The sequence below is a fragment of the Butyrivibrio sp. Su6 genome, from assembly GCF_900108105.1.
Lineage (GTDB): Bacteria > Bacillota > Clostridia > Lachnospirales > Lachnospiraceae > Butyrivibrio.
This window is the reverse complement of sequence record NZ_FNUR01000016.1, coordinates 67,377-82,697: the sequence shown is the minus strand read 5'-3', so window position 1 is coordinate 82,697 and position 15,321 is coordinate 67,377. Positions and strand designations below refer to the sequence as shown.

Annotated in this window: 19 protein-coding genes; 3 read left to right on the top strand and 16 right to left on the bottom strand. The window is 40.3% G+C overall.

The window, feature by feature from the left end; genetic code table 11:
* The 7 genes from C4S54_RS14765 to C4S54_RS14735 form a co-directional block, all read right to left on the bottom strand.
* A partial coding sequence (locus C4S54_RS14765) for a GNAT family N-acetyltransferase (protein WP_103869207.1) occupies positions 1-359 on the bottom strand: 359 nt, incomplete at its 3' end.
* A gap of 62 nt (positions 360-421) precedes the next feature.
* The gene (locus C4S54_RS14760) at positions 422-1,624 is read right to left on the bottom strand and encodes an MFS transporter (RefSeq protein WP_103870172.1); all 1,203 of its coding nucleotides are present in this window, start codon (positions 1,622-1,624) and stop codon (positions 422-424) included.
* Between the two features lie 46 nt (positions 1,625-1,670).
* A complete protein-coding gene (gene crcB / locus C4S54_RS14755) occupies positions 1,671-2,039 on the bottom strand; it encodes a fluoride efflux transporter CrcB (RefSeq protein WP_026512050.1) in 369 nt (122 codons plus the stop codon).
* Positions 2,040-2,186: 147 nt separating this feature from the next.
* A complete protein-coding gene (locus C4S54_RS14750) occupies positions 2,187-3,146 on the bottom strand; it encodes a plasmid recombination protein (protein ID WP_242973836.1) in 960 nt (319 codons plus the stop codon).
* A 323-nt stretch (positions 3,147-3,469) separates the two neighbouring features.
* A complete protein-coding gene (locus tag C4S54_RS14745; RefSeq protein ID WP_090168072.1) occupies positions 3,470-3,703 on the bottom strand; it encodes a complexin-2 in 234 nt (77 codons plus the stop codon).
* Positions 3,704-3,810: 107 nt separating this feature from the next.
* Positions 3,811-4,785, bottom strand: a complete 975-nt coding sequence (locus C4S54_RS14740) for an AAA family ATPase (protein ID WP_103870170.1) — start codon at positions 4,783-4,785, stop codon at positions 3,811-3,813.
* 129 nt (positions 4,786-4,914) lie between these two features.
* Positions 4,915-5,151: a hypothetical protein gene (locus C4S54_RS14735; RefSeq protein ID WP_013280038.1), complete on the bottom strand. Its 237-nt coding sequence runs from the start codon at positions 5,149-5,151 to the stop codon at positions 4,915-4,917.
* 163 nt (positions 5,152-5,314) lie between these two features.
* Here C4S54_RS14735 and C4S54_RS14730 point away from each other — a divergent pair, with 163 nt between their 5' ends.
* Positions 5,315-5,839 carry a helix-turn-helix domain-containing protein gene (locus C4S54_RS14730; protein ID WP_051226447.1) on the top strand — a complete coding sequence of 175 codons (525 nt, stop codon included), beginning with the start codon at positions 5,315-5,317 and terminating at the stop codon, positions 5,837-5,839.
* 54 nt (positions 5,840-5,893) lie between these two features.
* A complete protein-coding gene (locus tag C4S54_RS14725) occupies positions 5,894-6,946 on the top strand; it encodes a tyrosine-type recombinase/integrase (protein WP_200821082.1) in 1,053 nt (350 codons plus the stop codon).
* Positions 6,947-7,102: 156 nt separating this feature from the next.
* On the opposite strand, the gene rpsI is transcribed toward C4S54_RS14725, so the two are convergent.
* The 6 genes from rpsI to C4S54_RS14695 form a co-directional block, all read right to left on the bottom strand.
* Entirely contained in the window at positions 7,103-7,501 is a 399-nt protein-coding gene (gene rpsI / locus C4S54_RS14720) for a 30S ribosomal protein S9 (RefSeq protein WP_103870169.1), read from the bottom strand.
* Between the two features lie 26 nt (positions 7,502-7,527).
* The gene (gene rplM / locus C4S54_RS14715; RefSeq protein WP_022772976.1) at positions 7,528-7,956 is read right to left on the bottom strand and encodes a 50S ribosomal protein L13; all 429 of its coding nucleotides are present in this window, start codon (positions 7,954-7,956) and stop codon (positions 7,528-7,530) included.
* A 240-nt stretch (positions 7,957-8,196) separates the two neighbouring features.
* The gene (gene truA / locus C4S54_RS14710; RefSeq protein ID WP_242973835.1) at positions 8,197-8,979 is read right to left on the bottom strand and encodes a tRNA pseudouridine(38-40) synthase TruA; all 783 of its coding nucleotides are present in this window, start codon (positions 8,977-8,979) and stop codon (positions 8,197-8,199) included.
* 91 nt (positions 8,980-9,070) lie between these two features.
* Positions 9,071-9,877: an energy-coupling factor transporter transmembrane component T family protein gene (locus C4S54_RS14705; protein WP_103870167.1), complete on the bottom strand. Its 807-nt coding sequence runs from the start codon at positions 9,875-9,877 to the stop codon at positions 9,071-9,073.
* Positions 9,871-10,722, bottom strand: a complete 852-nt coding sequence (locus C4S54_RS14700; protein WP_022772972.1) for an energy-coupling factor transporter ATPase — start codon at positions 10,720-10,722, stop codon at positions 9,871-9,873. Before C4S54_RS14700 ends, C4S54_RS14705 begins: the two co-directional genes overlap by 7 nt.
* A 38-nt stretch (positions 10,723-10,760) precedes the next feature.
* Complete coding sequence (locus tag C4S54_RS14695) at positions 10,761-11,618, bottom strand: energy-coupling factor transporter ATPase (protein ID WP_103870166.1); 858 nt, start codon at positions 11,616-11,618, stop codon at positions 10,761-10,763.
* Positions 11,619-11,694: 76 nt separating this feature from the next.
* Here C4S54_RS14695 and C4S54_RS14690 point away from each other — a divergent pair, with 76 nt between their 5' ends.
* Positions 11,695-12,630, top strand: coding sequence for a M15 family metallopeptidase (locus C4S54_RS14690; RefSeq protein ID WP_103870165.1), 936 nt, complete (start codon positions 11,695-11,697; stop codon positions 12,628-12,630).
* A gap of 286 nt (positions 12,631-12,916) precedes the next feature.
* Here C4S54_RS14690 and C4S54_RS14685 read toward each other — a convergent pair whose 3' ends face one another.
* From C4S54_RS14685 to rpsD, 3 genes are all read right to left on the bottom strand, one after another.
* Entirely contained in the window at positions 12,917-13,453 is a 537-nt protein-coding gene (locus C4S54_RS14685; protein ID WP_022772968.1) for a bL17 family ribosomal protein, read from the bottom strand.
* 162 nt (positions 13,454-13,615) lie between these two features.
* Complete coding sequence (locus tag C4S54_RS14680) at positions 13,616-14,572, bottom strand: DNA-directed RNA polymerase subunit alpha (protein WP_022772967.1); 957 nt, start codon at positions 14,570-14,572, stop codon at positions 13,616-13,618.
* A 45-nt stretch (positions 14,573-14,617) separates the two neighbouring features.
* Positions 14,618-15,211 carry a 30S ribosomal protein S4 gene (gene rpsD / locus C4S54_RS14675; protein ID WP_022772965.1) on the bottom strand — a complete coding sequence of 198 codons (594 nt, stop codon included), beginning with the start codon at positions 15,209-15,211 and terminating at the stop codon, positions 14,618-14,620.
* Positions 15,212-15,321: the final 110 nt, after the last annotated feature.

Sequence of the window (15,321 nt, the reverse complement as noted above, 5' to 3'; positions counted from 1 at the left end):
AACATAATAGGTCTTGTTTGCAGTATTGCTCTCTTGTAATTCATTTGTCTGGCTTTTTCCTCAATAAAGTCCATCATTCTACTAGCAATCTTTTGACCTCTTGACTCAGCTTCTACCCATACACGCTTTATCTCAACATCACTATCAGAATACTTTTTCAGTCCTGCACAACCAACAGGTTTTCCGTTGATATATGCTATGAGAACATCAGATATAGTATCAGATAGATTGTATGGAACAAACCCAGCTCTTTTTTCTACCCCGCCAACAATCTGACTATAGTATTTTTCCGTTTCTATATAGAACTGTTGAAAAGCTTCATTGTTTCCATCAGTCCATTTGAATTCAATTCTATCCATTTCTTTTGTCACCTTATTTAATTATCTTCCGGTATAATGCTCATTCCAGCAAACTGGAATTGTTAGCACTCTATCTTATTGCACCGGAGGCATAAAGCATAAAATACAATCGCCAGAAACTGTGATACCACAGACACAGTGACAAGATACACAGGATTCAAATCATACAGGGCACCGAGAAGCCAACTGCCCAGAAACCACGCAATACCAAATCCTGTCTCAAATATTCCGAAACCGGTGCTTCGCATGGAACGCGGGACGATTCCGCTGACAGCTGCTTTCATAATACTTTCCTGCGCACCCATTCCAATCCCCCACAGAATTATCCCAGCTCCGATCAACCAGGCATTTCCAGTCATAAAAACAAAATATGAGAAGAATGTGCTGCATAGTGTGGAAATGATCAGAGCCTTCAGCCCGACCTTATCATAAAGCCAGCCAAAGAATAGTGCAGCAAAGGCATCCACAGCCATTGCCCCAGCATATAGCAGGCTGAGCATGGATTCATTAAATGCTCCGGTATTAGCCGAATGAAGTGTGATCAGGGTGAAGTCTGCAAAGCCAAAAGCAAAAAAGCAGATGGCCGCCATGAACAGAACAAATGACTTCCTGAATTCAAAGCTTGCCGGTTTATCTTCCTGCTTTTCAAAGATCTCCGGATCAGGGTATCTTATCTTTGCTGTCAAAACAAGAGCTATGGTGATCATTGCAGGAACAAGCAGTATCGCAAAAGAGATTCTATATGTTGTAAAAAGGTCGTCTGTACCTTTTACAAGAGCTGTTACAAAAAGCAGTACCGGTCCGAGAAACGCGCCAAGCTGATCCAGAAACTCCTGATAGGCAAAGCCTTTTCCGGTTCCGATCTCGCTTGCCGCAAAGCTTACCAATGTGTTTTTGGCAGGCTTTTTTATCGCTTTTCCGATACGCTCTAGGATTACAAGACCGCAGGCCCAAATCCAGCCATGTTCAGGTACGAGTGCCAGTGCAGGAATCGCCAGAGCCTGTATTACATAGCCCGTGATAACAAATGTCCAGTATTTCTTCGTTTTATCTGCTATAAATCCGGATATGAGCCTTAGTGAATACCCGCACAATTCTCCTATACCGGACACAAATCCGATGGTTGCAGCGGATGCCCCTGCGAGGTTCAGATATTCGCCCAATATGCTTCTGGCGCCTTCATGAGTCATGTCCGAAAACAGACTTACGATTCCCATCAGGGTTATAAATATTATGGCGCCAGACAAAGCCCTTTTTTTATCCATGTTCTACTCCACTAATCCCGATTTGCTTATTTCATTATCCTGAAATTCAAAGTTTTATTATCGTCGCAAGTTTCTTTCCGCATAGAATTCCAAATATGCAGCAACAACAACTCAGTACCACATATAATCCGCCATTCATATATTGTTTCTTCTCAAACAAATTAAAAGCTTCAAGGGAAAATGTAGAGAATGTGGTAAAACCTCCACACACCCCTGTCTTCCAGAAAAGAATGGTATTATCAGATACACTTTCTCGGTTACTGGTAATTCCAACAATGAATCCAATTAGTATGGCACCGAGGATATTTGTAATCAGAGTTAATATCGGAAAATAAGTCTTAACAGGAATCAGACTTATTGCATATCGCGCTACTGCACCCAAGGCACCACCAAGTGCTACAAATAGAAAATTCATATCAACCTCTCTATTGTCATATATACTGGAATATAATCATTACTTCTTTGGTATGATTGAATTTATAACCACTATTTCTTATTCTATCCAATGCACCCACATAAAACAAGGGCGTTTTCACGCCCCTGCCTACTGCTATCATAGTATTCATCTCTCCGGACTGAGATTATTCCTTTTGAGATTCGGACCTTGCTGTTCCTTCCTCTGATCTACGATTGTCTGGTTCTCTCTAAGCTTTTGTAAGAGACTTGTCCTAGCCTTTTCAGCTACCTCAGGCTTCTTGGTTTTATCCCACCATTCTTTGAATGTTTTGAATGCTTTCGAGACAAGTTTTCCCAGTGTAGTCTTGGGATTTTCAAGTGTTGCGTATCTCATGAATTCCTTCTTCATTTCCGAATTCACTACTGAGTCCACATATTGGTCGACTTTGCTTTCTATATCCTGCTTCATTTCTTTAGCCGTATCATCCAAAGCTTCAATCTGTGTCTCCTTCTCCTGGCACTTATCTTTCAGCTTTTCATATTCTTGCTGCTTTAGCCTTAAGTAGAATTCTTTTGAGAAGTCGCTATTCCTTCCTTTTTCCTTTGGCTTTAAGTTTTCATCTCCAAAGATCTCCGGGTGGTCTTTCATCTGATGCTCTACAAAATCGTGCATTAGATCTTGTATTTTTTCTAGTCTCTCCTGATCAAACACTTTTGTTTTTGCCACCTGTTTGCTTAGTCCTCGTTTGTATCCTGTTGCTACCGGAACTCCTACTACGTGCATATGAGGTGAATCCTCATCCAAGTGTGTTACCGCCGATGCGATTTTGAATTCCGGAACTATCTCTTTTACATATTCAAGCTGTTCTCTCAAGAGTGGCTTCATTGCATTCCACTGCTCTCTCGTCTTATCTGCCCAGAATTCCTTATCCCCTACTTGGAGAATTACCTCCGTAGCCACATCGTTCTTTTTGCTTTCAGATACATACTCCAGATAGTCATGAATCTGTCTGTCACTTCTTTTACCTTTGTTGTATTCCGCAAGTGCCTCAGAGAATTCCCTTTCATAAATCTCTTTTACATCATCGAGAATATTTACTTCACTCCCGACTTCCACTTCGATCATTTCTTCGTTATACTCTTCGCTTTGAAATAATCGAAGATTGTGTTTGCTCACCGAAACCACATCTCGCGTTTTAGTGAGCGAATGCTTCTTACATGAAATGTGAAATGTCACTGTTATCATAAACTAAATCCTTTCGTATTTTTTGCCGCCGGCAGGCCCCTCGGAGAGCCCCCGGATAATGATGTGTAATGTCATTATCCATAGGGGGTTACCCATAACGACACGTTATGGGGAAGCTCGCTCCGCTCGCCTGCCAAACCATTCATTCCTTGGCTGATTATTACCGGAGCGTGTCACGCTCCCGTTCAATCCATCAAGGGAAATCACCATCTAAAATCCCTGTGCATTCCCACCATATCGAGGTAGTCCTGACGAGCTTTTTCCTTCTCCTCTTCTGTGGGTGCTGTCTTGAACTTTGAATAGATTTCATGCCTTGCTAGTTTTTCCATCTTGTCTTCAAGTTCTTTTTTGATCAGATCAGTATCTTCATCAAACTCAAAGACCAATAATCGTACCAGCCTTATAAATAATTCCTGTGATATCTGTACGTTTTTCATTCGTCCCTTTCTTCTAGTCCGCAACAATGCAGTGTCTTTATCTTTTTACAACCTTGCAATCTTAAGAGTGTAACTTCAGATAACTTACATTGTTGCGGTCTTGATTATCATTCGTTCTCTTTCAATATCCAGTACCAAGTATTGTTGATTCTCCTGGCTTTTATTCCAAGTTCGTTTTTGGCTATTTCCAGAGTTCTTTTTGATATATCCTCTTCTTTAGCCAGTTCTACTGCCTCGTTACTTGGGATCATATTATGGTCTTCAGCCAATTCTCTCAGAAGAGCTATCGCCTTTTCCTGCTTATTTGCTTTCGGTGCAATTCCTCCGAGAACTTCGTCTGCGGTTATTTCATAATCTCCAATCCACTCGAATCCCTTTTCTGATAATCTGAAGGCCTTGGAATGTCCAAATGCTGCTAAGTTGTTCTTTATTTGGACTATTGCCCTTAGTTCCGGTTCTCCTTCTATCCTTCCTACCAGCAGGACACTTCTTGCTACTGCGTAGAAGTCAATTGATCCCATCCCTCGATAAGCTGCCTTGTTTCCGGAAGCTTTGTTCATGTGTCCGATTAGGATGATTGCACATTTGTACTTCTCCGCCAAAGCTCCCAGCTTCTTAGTCATATCTCTTGCTTCGTTAGCTCTATTCATATCCATTCCGCCTCCGAGATATGCCTGTAGTGGATCAAGGATCAGGAGTTTTGCTCCAGTCCTTATGATTGCCTGTTCAACTCTCTCATCTACCATTGATAGCGATTTATCACTCTCATCTATCACATGGATTTTGGAGCAGTCAGCCCCGGCACCTTCAAGTCTTGGCTTTACCGTATCAGCCAGTCCATCTTCTGCTGTCTGATATATGATGTTTATTGGTTCCTCACTCTGCAGACCTGTATCTAACGAAATTCCTTTTGATAACTTCGCTGCTGCATTTAGTACAAAAGTTGTTTTTCCATCTCCGGGATCTCCCTGAATGATGGTAAGCTTTCCATATGGTATAAACGGATACCATAGCCAGGAAACTTCTTCAGCTTCTACATCTGACATCTGGATAAGCTTTAATTCTGGTTTGCCTGTTTCCATTTTGATTCCTCCAATCTTACTTTTTTGTTGAACTTGGCCGGAACCCTTGCTATACTTTATTTAATCGAATTTACAAAAGCTCCAGCTTTTCATTCACTCTCTTGTTACCAGCAAGAGAGTTTTTTCATTTTAGACTGCTTCTGGACTAAAGTATCCAATCTCTTCCCATACCTTTCTGTCTGGACAATAGTAGTTGTATTCACTGGAATTCTCTTTCTTCATGGCATATCCAAATTTGAATATCCCCTGCTGGATTCCAATTCTTACGAACTGTGCATCCTTGTGCATTGCCTCGGCAACCTCAGTTATAGGAACATTTCTACCGGTAAATCTTGGTAGTTCTACATATAACTTTTTGTCTTCCATACTTTTTCACCTCCCTTCTTTTAAAATACGAATTACTAGTTCGTATTTTGATAATACGTCTTAGTAATTCATTTGTCAACACAAAATATGTATTAATAATTCGTATTACGCTCTTGCAATTCGTATTACTACATGTTACAATTCACACAAGGAGGTCAGTACGATGAACAATGGATCTGATATTGGAAATAGAATTAAGCAGGCTCGCAAAGCTCAGCACCTCAGTCAGACTGAACTGGCTAACAGGCTAGGCAAAACTATGCGTACCGTACAGAAATATGAAAGCGGTGAAATAGAACCTTCAATAGGTATACTGAATGAGATCGCAAATATTCTTAATATCTCCCCGGCAGAACTTATTGGATATCAGAAGAAGAACATTACTTTAGATACTCTCTCAGATGTCCTCTATGTTCTAAACGAATTAAATAAAAAAGCAGGTCTTCACTTCAATATAGACGTAAATCGCCCGCCAAAAACTGAAGAGTGGAGCTGTAGCCTTAAATTCATGGGAAACGATGAAATAGCAGAAAACAACGCAGATCTCTGCCTTTTTCTGGAAAGATACGCAGATGAACGAGAAAGCCTTGAACAAGGCCTATCAAATGAAGATAGATTTAATCACTGGTTTGAAACAGAACTTGCATACTACGCAAATGTAGCATTGCCCGATAAGAAAGGTGATTAAGGGACTATCCCCTTTTTCATAAATAACCTGAGCATCAAAGGAGGTCGATATTATTTGAAATTACCAAACGGATATGGAAGTGTTATGAAAATGTCCGGGAAACGCAGAAAGCCCTATATGGTAAGAGTAACCACCGGATGGACCATTGATCCGGAAAAAGGTACCAAAAAGCAGACGTACAATGTCATAGGATATGCTGAAACCAAGCAGGAAGGCTTGCAAATGCTATCAGATTATCATCAGAATCCATTTGATACAAAAGCAGCCAAAATGACATTCACAGACGTATATAATGCCTGGTCTGAAGCAAAGTATCCTACCATCTCTAAATCCAACGTGCATGGGTATACAGCCTCATATAACGTATGTGGCACCCTTTACAATAAAACTTTTAGAGATATAAGGCTGGCAGAGCTTCAGAATGTCATTGATACCTGCGGAAAGAATTATCCTACACTCCGTAAAATCAAAGTCCTTTTCAATCAGCTTTACGATTACGCCCTTAAGAACGATATCTGTAACAAGGACTATTCCGAATTTGTAGATATCCTCAAGTATAAGGACAAAAATCCAAATAAGGTTGAGAGAGATATCTTTTCAAAAGCTGAGATTGACAGATTATGGGAACTCAAGGATGATCCGTTCTACCAGACAGTACTGATGCTGATTTATAACGGCTGTAGAATATCTGAACTACTGGATTTGGAAAAGAATAATGTGCATCTCGAAGAACAGTATTTCGATGTGATACTAAGTAAAACTGAAAATGGTATCAGAAAGGTTCCTATAGCAGATAAGGTTCTCCCATTCTACAAAGCCTGGTATGAATCCTCTGATTGTGAGTACCTTCTTCACACAGATGACAACAAAAAATTCACCTACAGGAACTATAAAGACAGCTACTGGACACCACTAATAGAAAACCTTGGGATGGAGCACAATCCTCATGATACTAGGCACACCTGCATATCAATGCTGGCGGAAGCTCATGTGGATCCTACAATGATCAAGAAAATCGTAGGACACTCCGGAGCAATGTCTCTGACAGAGAAAGTGTACACACACCTTGATATCCAGTCTCTGGTAGAAGCAATAAATATAATCTAAGACTTGATAATTTTGCTGTCTACCTGCTGTTTACTCGCTGTTTACGGTACAAAATTTTCTGCGTTTCACCACAACTGAATACAATTATAGATAAAAGAAAAACCCCAGAAACACTGAGTTTCTGAGGTTTGTAAATTCTTTTTGAATCTCGAAAGATTATCTCTTGCTGAACTGTGGAGCACGACGAGCTTTCTTTAAGCCGTACTTCTTTCTTTCCTTCATACGAGGATCTCTTGTAAGGTATCCAGCCTTCTTAAGTACAGGTCTGTACTCATCTGAATCAGCCTGAAGAAGAGCTCTTGAAATACCATGTCTGATAGCACCAGCCTGACCTGTTGTGCCGCCACCTCTTACAGTAACAACTACATCAAACTTATCTGCTGTCTCTGTAGCTACGAGAGGCTGTCTAACGATAACCTTGAGTGTCTCAAGTCCGAAATACTCATCGATAGATCTCTTATTGATTGTTATATTTCCATTTCCAGAAACAAGGTATACTCTAGCGATTGATTTCTTTCTTCTACCTGTTCCATAGTAATTAGCTGACTTTGCCATTTTATTATTCTCCTTCACTTACCAGATTAAAATGTTAATACTTCAGGCTTCTGAGCTGCGTGTGGATGCTCTGAACCAGCATATACGTGAAGCTTTGTGTACATTTCTCTACCAAGAGATCCCTTAGGAAGCATTCCCTTTACAGCATGCTCGATAACTCTCTCTGGCTTATCGTTGAGCATCTGACGAAGTGAGAACTCCTTGTGATGTCCAACATAATCTGTGTGGTGCCAATACATCTTCTGATCAAGCTTCTTACCAGAAACTTTAATCTTCTCTGCATTGATTACGATTACATAATCACCTGTGTCGATGTTAGGTGTGTAAATAGGCTTGTTCTTTCCTCTGAGTACGTTTGCAACGTTAGAAGCAAGACGTCCAAGTGTCATATCTGTAGCATCAACTACATACCACTTTTTCTCTACTGTAGTTGCACTAGGCATATAAGTTTTCATTATGTTTCCTCCAAATTAAAACTAATACTTAATTTGTAACCTCTGCAAAACCCTTCACCTGATCCTGCAGTATATATATGAACATATTGAAGCTTACCGGGACATCAATATGTCACTTACAATTTTGTGGGCATAGTTATAGAATAAACTTTGTCACACAGTAAGATATTATAGGACGCAAACAAAAGATTTGTCAAGATGTTTTGCCTCTTTTTCGGATAAAACATCTATATTTTTTGTTCAGTCATCTTCAGCTGTTTCCGGTCCGGGAATTCCGTCCAAAAACTCATATTTTATCAGGAAAAGGCCACATGCCGGAGCAGTAGGCCCTGCTGCTTTTCTATCCTTTTTATCGATCATTTCCTTAATATCTGATGGTTCCCCTTTTCCTCGTCCAATCTGTAAAAGAGTACCTGCAATTATCCTTACCATGTTATAAAGAAAACCATTTCCGATAACCCTTATAACTACCTCATCACCGTGACGAAATACCTCAACTTTTTTTATGGTACGAACATGACTGACTGCCTGCGATTCAACATTGCAAAAGCTCGTAAAATCATGCTCTCCTTCGAGGTAATGAGCTGCCTCGTTCATAACGTCAATGTCCAAAGGCATACTAAAATGATAAGTATAAAAGCGCCTTGTGGGAACAGGCATCTTAGAATTCAGTACCCTGTACTCATAGGTCTTAAGCGTATCACAGTGCCTTGGATGAAAATCAGGATGCACCTCTCTTGACTCAGTAACGCATATATCCTGCGGAAGAATATGATTAAGCGCATACGAGAACTTGTCTCCGGGAATTGACGACGAAGTATCAAAAACCGCTATGTTACCATAGGCATGAACTCCTGCATCCGTGCGGCTTGCACCGATCACTTCCACTTCCTCACCGGTCAGTCCATGAATTGCCCTGTTAAGCATTTCTTCAATTGTATTGTGGGTACTTTTTTGAAGTGCCCATCCGTTATAAGCTGTTCCATCATAGGAAACAACCAGCATTATCCTGCGTTTTTTCAACTATTACTCCTGTAACAAAGACATTTTGCAAAATACATTCTAAAAAAAATATATTTTAATAATCAATAACAGAAATCAAAAGAACTAATCATTAAACAAACAATAATCTTCCAAACACAACTATCGCCACAAGGTAAATCAATAGCACAACATAAGCGATCCTGTCTCTGTTCTGATAAATAAGCGGTTTCATCTTGGTTCTTCCTTCTCCGCCACGGTAGCACCTTGCTTCCATAGCCATGGCAAGATCAAGGGCTCTTCTAAATGCGGATATGAAAAGAGGAACAAGTAAAGGCACCAGGCTCTTAGCTCTGTTTATAAGTGAACCGCTCTCAAAATCTGCGCCTCTTGCCATCTGCGCTTTCATGATCTTATCCGTCTCTTCCAAAAGAATCGGTATGAATCTGAGGGCAATGGACATCATCATTGCTATCTCGTGCACCGGGACATGAAGAACCTTAAGAGGTTTTAACACACTTTCCAGGCCATCTGTAAGATTGTTGGGCGTAGTTGTAAGTGTCATTATTGATGAGCCTGTTATAAGAAAAACAAGCCTTATAGCCATCAAAATAGCAAGCCTCAGTCCCTCATAGGTGATCTTTATTTTCCAAATGCTCACAATTGGCGTTCCTGGTGTCAGTATCAGGTTAAACACCATAGTTATGACCAAAAGGAAAAAGATAGTCTTCATTCCTCTGAACATAAACTTGACAGGAACATTTGAAAGTGCAATGCATGCTCCTAAAAATACAGCAGCAATAACATATCCCCACACATTTTTTACAAGAAAAAGAGAAATGATAAACGCAAATGTCGCCACCAGCTTAACCCTTGGATCAAGTCTGTGTATCACCGAGTCTGTTCTATAATATTGTCCAAGCGTAATGTCTCTTAACATTTTCCAAACACCTTAAGTATCTCATTTTTGGCTTCCTCAATAGTGGTAGCCTCTGTATCAACATCAAATCCTGCAGCTTTTAATTCCTGCATCACATAAGTAACGGTAGGAGCTGACAGGCCTATTTCTTCAAGTTCTTTATAGTGCTTAAATACTGCCTTGGGTTCACCGTCAAAGGTTACTTTTCCCTTGTTCATTACGATTATTCGCTGAACATAATCCGCTACATCATCCATACTGTGGCTTACAAGAATAACCGTAATGCCCATCTCCTTGTGTAGCTTAGAAATTAGTCCAAGTATATCTTCACGCCCCTTGGGATCAAGCCCGGCTGTAGGTTCATCAAGAATAAGCACTTCAGGCTTCATGGCAAGTACTCCTGCAATTGCCACACGCCTCTTTTGTCCACCTGAGAGGTCAAAGGGTGACTGATAAAAATACTCATCATCAAAACCAACCTGCTTTAAAGCCTCGTACGCTCTTAGCTCCACCTCTTTTTGCGGAAGTCCCAGGTTCTTAGGCCCAAAACACACATCCTTAAAGCAATCCATCTCAAAAAGCTGATGTTCAGGATATTGGAACACAAGACCAACCTTGGCTCTTAAAGCTTTTTTATCAAAATCAGCATCAAAAATGTCTTTTCCATCAAAATAAACATTGCCGCTTGTTGGCTTAACAAGTCCATTCATGTGCTGGATAAGTGTAGACTTTCCTGATCCAGTGTGACCAATAAGCCCGATAAACTGTCCCTTGGGAATCTCAAGATTGACGTCTATCAGTGCTGCATGAGCCATGGCAGTGTCTTCATCATATATGTAATTAACATGATCAAGTATTATCGACATAGTTATATTTTTCTCTCATTCTCTTATTGATGAAAAAGTTATCCCTGCTGAAGTTTCAGTTTTTTCAATTCATCAACAAGTTCTTCTCTCGAAAGTATTCCATCAGGAAGCGGCAGGCCGCTCTCTTTAAGTTCATGCGCTAAAAGAGTAACCTGTGGAACTCCCAGACGAAGCTCTTTTAACTTATCAACCTGTGAAAAGATCTCCCTTGGTGTTCCCTGCATTTCTATATGGCCGCCATCCATAACAAAGACCTTGTCGGCATATATTACTTCTTCCATATAGTGTGTAATAAGTATTATTGTTATCCCTTCAACGCTATTAAGCGCTCTTGCTGCCCTGATAACATCCTTACGGCCGTTAGGATCAAGCATGGCTGTAGGCTCGTCGAAAATAATGCACTTGGGATGCATCGCTATTACACCTGCTATGGACACTCGCTGCTTCTGACCGCCAGAGAGATGATTGGGCGATGATTTTCTAAACTTGAGCATCCCCACAGTGCGAAGACTCTCTTCCACTCTTTCCCATATCTCATCAGTCGGAACACCCATATTTTCAGGGCCGAATCCCACATCCTCTTCTACGACCTGTCCGATTATCTGGTTATCCGGATTTTGGAATACCATTCCGGCTTCCTGTCTGATATCCCAAAGATGTGACTCGTCCTCAGTATTCATGCCATCTACAAATACCTGGCCTTCTGTAGGATATAAAAGCGCATTAAAATGCTTGGCCAAAGTAGACTTACCTGAACCGTTATGTCCGAGAATGGCAATGAACTGTCCGGGCTTTATATCAAGGTTAACATTATCAATTGCCCTTGTAATGCCCTCAACATTGCCTTCTTCATCTCTTCTAATATATTCAAATACAAGATTATCAGTACGTATCATGTTTTTTACCTACCATACTGCAACAGTATATCACAAATGTGATATCATTTATGTATTATATGCGAGGTTTATTCAAATGAACAAGAAATATTTAAAAGATTTTGCTTTTTTAGGCGGCGTAATTATATTCTGCGCAATTGCTGCGAGAATCCTTGCCGGAGGTGAAACTTTAGAGGAATATGCACAAAAAAATGATAAAATCCCTGAAGTCTCCGCAGTAGCTTCAACAGATACGGCTATTTCAAGCACTGATGAGTCCTCTTCATTCATTTCATCAAAAGAGCTAAATATCACTTCTGGGACAGTCACTACAAAAGATGAATCATCTGTGATTCCTTCAAAGGCTTCTAATGAGGCAGCATCTTTAGCATCATCGCAGGAAGATACGCAGGCTCTGTCAGATGATTCCGCAGACAGATTTGTATATAAGGATGGTTTCTACTACGAACCAATTTCAAATGAGATTTTCAAAAGAATTTCCGGGATTTCTTATCCGGCAGACTGCTCAGTACCACTAGATGATCTTAGGTATCTCAGCCTTTTATACAATGATTTTAACGGGGATACCCAGACGGGTGAAATGATTTGTAACAAGTCCATAGCAGAGGATTTATTAGAAATATTCTGCGAATTATATCAAAACAGTTACCATATTGAGAGCATCAGGCTCATTGACGAGTATAACGGAGATGATACTGCATCAATGCTTGCCAATAATACTTCCTGTTTTAATTACCGCGTCGTTGAAGGTACAACAAGACTTTCAAATCATGCAAAAGGGCTTGCTGTAGATTTAAATCCTTTTTATAACCCTTATATAACATACAATAAAGACGGTTCTATAAATATCTCCCCAGAAGGGAGTGAAGCTTATGCAGACAGAGCCTCTGCTTTTCCCTATAAGATTGATGAAAATGATCTTGCCTACAAGCTTTTTAAAGAGCATGGTTTTACATGGGGTGGCAACTGGAATTCAGTAAAAGATTATCAACACTTTGAGCGTTCAAATTGAGCCATGCGCAATAAAAAATAGACTATAGACGTTGAAAGTTTACTTTCATAAGGCTATAGTCTATTTTTTATGGATACGGCGAATGCCGTACAACGAGGAATTTTGCAAAGCAAAATTTCGAGTGGAACGCATGTCTCACAAAATTCACACGCCAGACTCGGAACCGCTTCGCTTGTTCCTCGTTGACGCGGCAGTCGCCGCATCAACTGAAATAAAAAGAGAGAGTTTATCAGATGCAAGCATCTATAAACTCTCTCTTATCATTTCATCTGGCGTGGCTCGTTGCTCACACAAGCTCAAGAACAACCATCATTGCTGCATCGCCTTTTCTCTGACCAATCTTGATGATTCTTGTGTATCCACCCTTACGGTCTGCATACTTAGGACCATACTCATCGAAAAGTTTTGCTACAAGATCGATTTCCTTTGTGTTTCTCTTTCTTCCCTTGTTCTCCTGTGGAACTTCAACTACAGGATAAAGAGTCTTGAGAAGCTGTCTTCTTGCGTGCATACGTGAAGGCATATCTTTCTTGATTTCCTTCTTAACTGTTGTATACTTTGTAACCTTCTTGCCATCAACAACTTCTTTTACTCTTCTGCCGTCTTTGTCCTTCTCAGGAACTTTGCAGTCAACTGTAAGTGTCTCGAAGTTGTCCTTCTCTTTAGCTGCAAGAGTGATCATAGGCTCTACGATCTTCTTGATTTCTTTTGCTCTTGCTTCTGTAGTAATGATCTTACCATTGTAAAGAAGTGCTGTTACCTGGTTACGAAGAAGTGCTCTTCTAGGTTTTGTTGCTTTTCCAAGCTTTCTGTACATTGCCATTGTTTTAATTCCTTTCTCATCTGCAGGTTTCCCCTGCCAGTTAACATGAGGAAATGCCCATCGGTCTTACTTTCCAGATGCTGTAAATGTTACATATGAGAACCCGGATCAGTACACATCGGCTTTACCTGATCCGGATATTCATTTGAATGATATTAGTAATTATTCGCCATCTGCTCTGAGTGAAAGTCCAAGCTCGTCAAGCTTTGCAAGAACTTCCTCAAGTGACTTACGGCCAAGATTACGAACCTTCATCATATCATCAGGAGTCTTGTTAGCAAGTTCCTGAACTGTATTGATTCCAGCTCTCTTGAGGCAGTTGAATGAACGAACTGAGAGCTCAAGTTCATCAATTGACATCTCAAGAACCTTACCCTTCTCATCATCTTCCTTCTCCACCATAACTTCTGCAGTCTTGGCATTCTCTGAAAGATCGATGAAGAGGCTAAGATGCTCTGAAAGAACCTTTGCAGCAAGGCTTACAGCCTCGTCTGGAGCAAGTGTTCCATCAGTGTGAACATCAAGTGTAAGCTTATCAAAATCAGTAACCTGACCTACACGAGTATTCTCAACAGTTACGTTTACTCTCTCTACAGGTGTGTAGATAGAATCGATAGCGATAACTCCGATAGGAAGATCGCCAGTCTTATTCTTGTCTGAGCTTACATAACCTCTTCCCTTTGTGATAGTAAGCTCCATATAAAGCTTAGCATCTTTTCCGGAAAGTGTAGCGATTACCTGATCAGGATTCATGATCTCGATATCCTGATCTACCTGAATATCAGAAGCTTTCACAACACCTTCACCATTGAACTCTATGTAAGCAGTCTTTGGTTCATTTGTGTCAGAAGAATTCTTAATTGAAAGATTCTTGATATTCATAATGATCTCAGTTACATCTTCCTTAACACCAGGAATAGAACTGAACTCATGCAGAACGCCTTCAATCTTAACCTGGCTTACTGCTGCTCCAGGTAATGAAGAGAGCATAATCCTGCGAAGGGAATTGCCCAGTGTAATACCGTATCCTCTCTCGAGAGGCTCTACTACGAATTTACCATACTTCTTATCATCTGAGATTTCAGCAACTTCAATATTTGGTCTTTCAAAATCAAACACTGATATACCCTCCTTAAGTGGTTTGTTAACAAGTTAATTATATCATTATTTTGAGTACAACTCGACGATAAGCATTTCGTCAACTGGTACATCAATAACTTCTCTTGAAGGAAGTTCTTTAACTGTACCCTTAAGGCCTTCCTTGTTAACATCAAGCCATTCAGGAACAAGTCTTCCTGCTGTGATCTCTGAAATATCCTTGAATCTCTGGATATTCTTAGCTGCTTCTTTAACTTCGATTACATCGCCAGCCTTGATAAGGTATGAAGGGATGTTGATCATCTTTCCATTAACTGTGATGAACTTATGAAGAACAACCTGTCTAGCTTCTCTTCTTGTTCTAGCGAATCCCATTCTGAAGATTACGTTGTCAAGTCTGCTCTCAAGAATTGTCATAAGGTTTGAACCTGTCTGACCCTTCATTCTGTCAGCACGAACATAATAATTTCTGAAAGGCTTCTCAAGAACGCCATAGATAAACTTAGCCTTCTGCTTCTCACGGAGCTGAAGTCCATACTCACTCATTTTCTTACCAGCTCTAGCTGATGTTCTCTTGGACTTCTTGTCATATCCAAGGAATGTTGGATCCAAATCAAGTGATCTGCATCTCTTTAATACGGGAACTCTGTTTACTGCCATTTTTTGGCTCCTTTCTTATTCTCAGATTGTTTTCACATTCTGATGTTGTTTACAGTGTTAAGCACCTTCGTCCAACGAGTTATTGTTTACATTTATATATGCACAAATAA

Bases quoted from the DNA above. Each gene is read 5' to 3' on its own strand.
- C4S54_RS14760 (WP_103870172.1), bottom strand. From the start codon at position 1,624: ATGGATAAAAAAAGGGCTTTGTCTGGCGCCATAATATTTATAACCCTG.
- crcB (WP_026512050.1), bottom strand. From the start codon at position 2,039: ATGAATTTTCTATTTGTAGCACTTGGTGGTGCCTTGGGTGCAGTAGCG.
- C4S54_RS14750 (WP_242973836.1), bottom strand. From the start codon at position 3,146: ATGATCGAAGTGGAAGTCGGGAGTGAAGTAAATATTCTCGATGATGTA.
- C4S54_RS14745 (WP_090168072.1), bottom strand. From the start codon at position 3,703: ATGAAAAACGTACAGATATCACAGGAATTATTTATAAGGCTGGTACGA.
- C4S54_RS14740 (WP_103870170.1), bottom strand. From the start codon at position 4,785: ATGGAAACAGGCAAACCAGAATTAAAGCTTATCCAGATGTCAGATGTA.
- C4S54_RS14735 (WP_013280038.1), bottom strand. From the start codon at position 5,151: ATGGAAGACAAAAAGTTATATGTAGAACTACCAAGATTTACCGGTAGA.
- C4S54_RS14730 (WP_051226447.1), top strand. From the start codon at position 5,315: ATGAACAATGGATCTGATATTGGAAATAGAATTAAGCAGGCTCGCAAA.
- rpsI (WP_103870169.1), bottom strand. From the start codon at position 7,501: ATGGCAAAGTCAGCTAATTACTATGGAACAGGTAGAAGAAAGAAATCA.
- rplM (WP_022772976.1), bottom strand. From the start codon at position 7,956: ATGAAAACTTATATGCCTAGTGCAACTACAGTAGAGAAAAAGTGGTAT.
- C4S54_RS14705 (WP_103870167.1), bottom strand. From the start codon at position 9,877: ATGTTAAGAGACATTACGCTTGGACAATATTATAGAACAGACTCGGTG.
- C4S54_RS14700 (WP_022772972.1), bottom strand. From the start codon at position 10,722: ATGTCGATAATACTTGATCATGTTAATTACATATATGATGAAGACACT.
- C4S54_RS14695 (WP_103870166.1), bottom strand. From the start codon at position 11,618: ATGATACGTACTGATAATCTTGTATTTGAATATATTAGAAGAGATGAA.
- C4S54_RS14690 (WP_103870165.1), top strand. From the start codon at position 11,695: ATGAACAAGAAATATTTAAAAGATTTTGCTTTTTTAGGCGGCGTAATT.
- C4S54_RS14685 (WP_022772968.1), bottom strand. From the start codon at position 13,453: ATGGCAATGTACAGAAAGCTTGGAAAAGCAACAAAACCTAGAAGAGCA.
- rpsD (WP_022772965.1), bottom strand. From the start codon at position 15,211: ATGGCAGTAAACAGAGTTCCCGTATTAAAGAGATGCAGATCACTTGAT.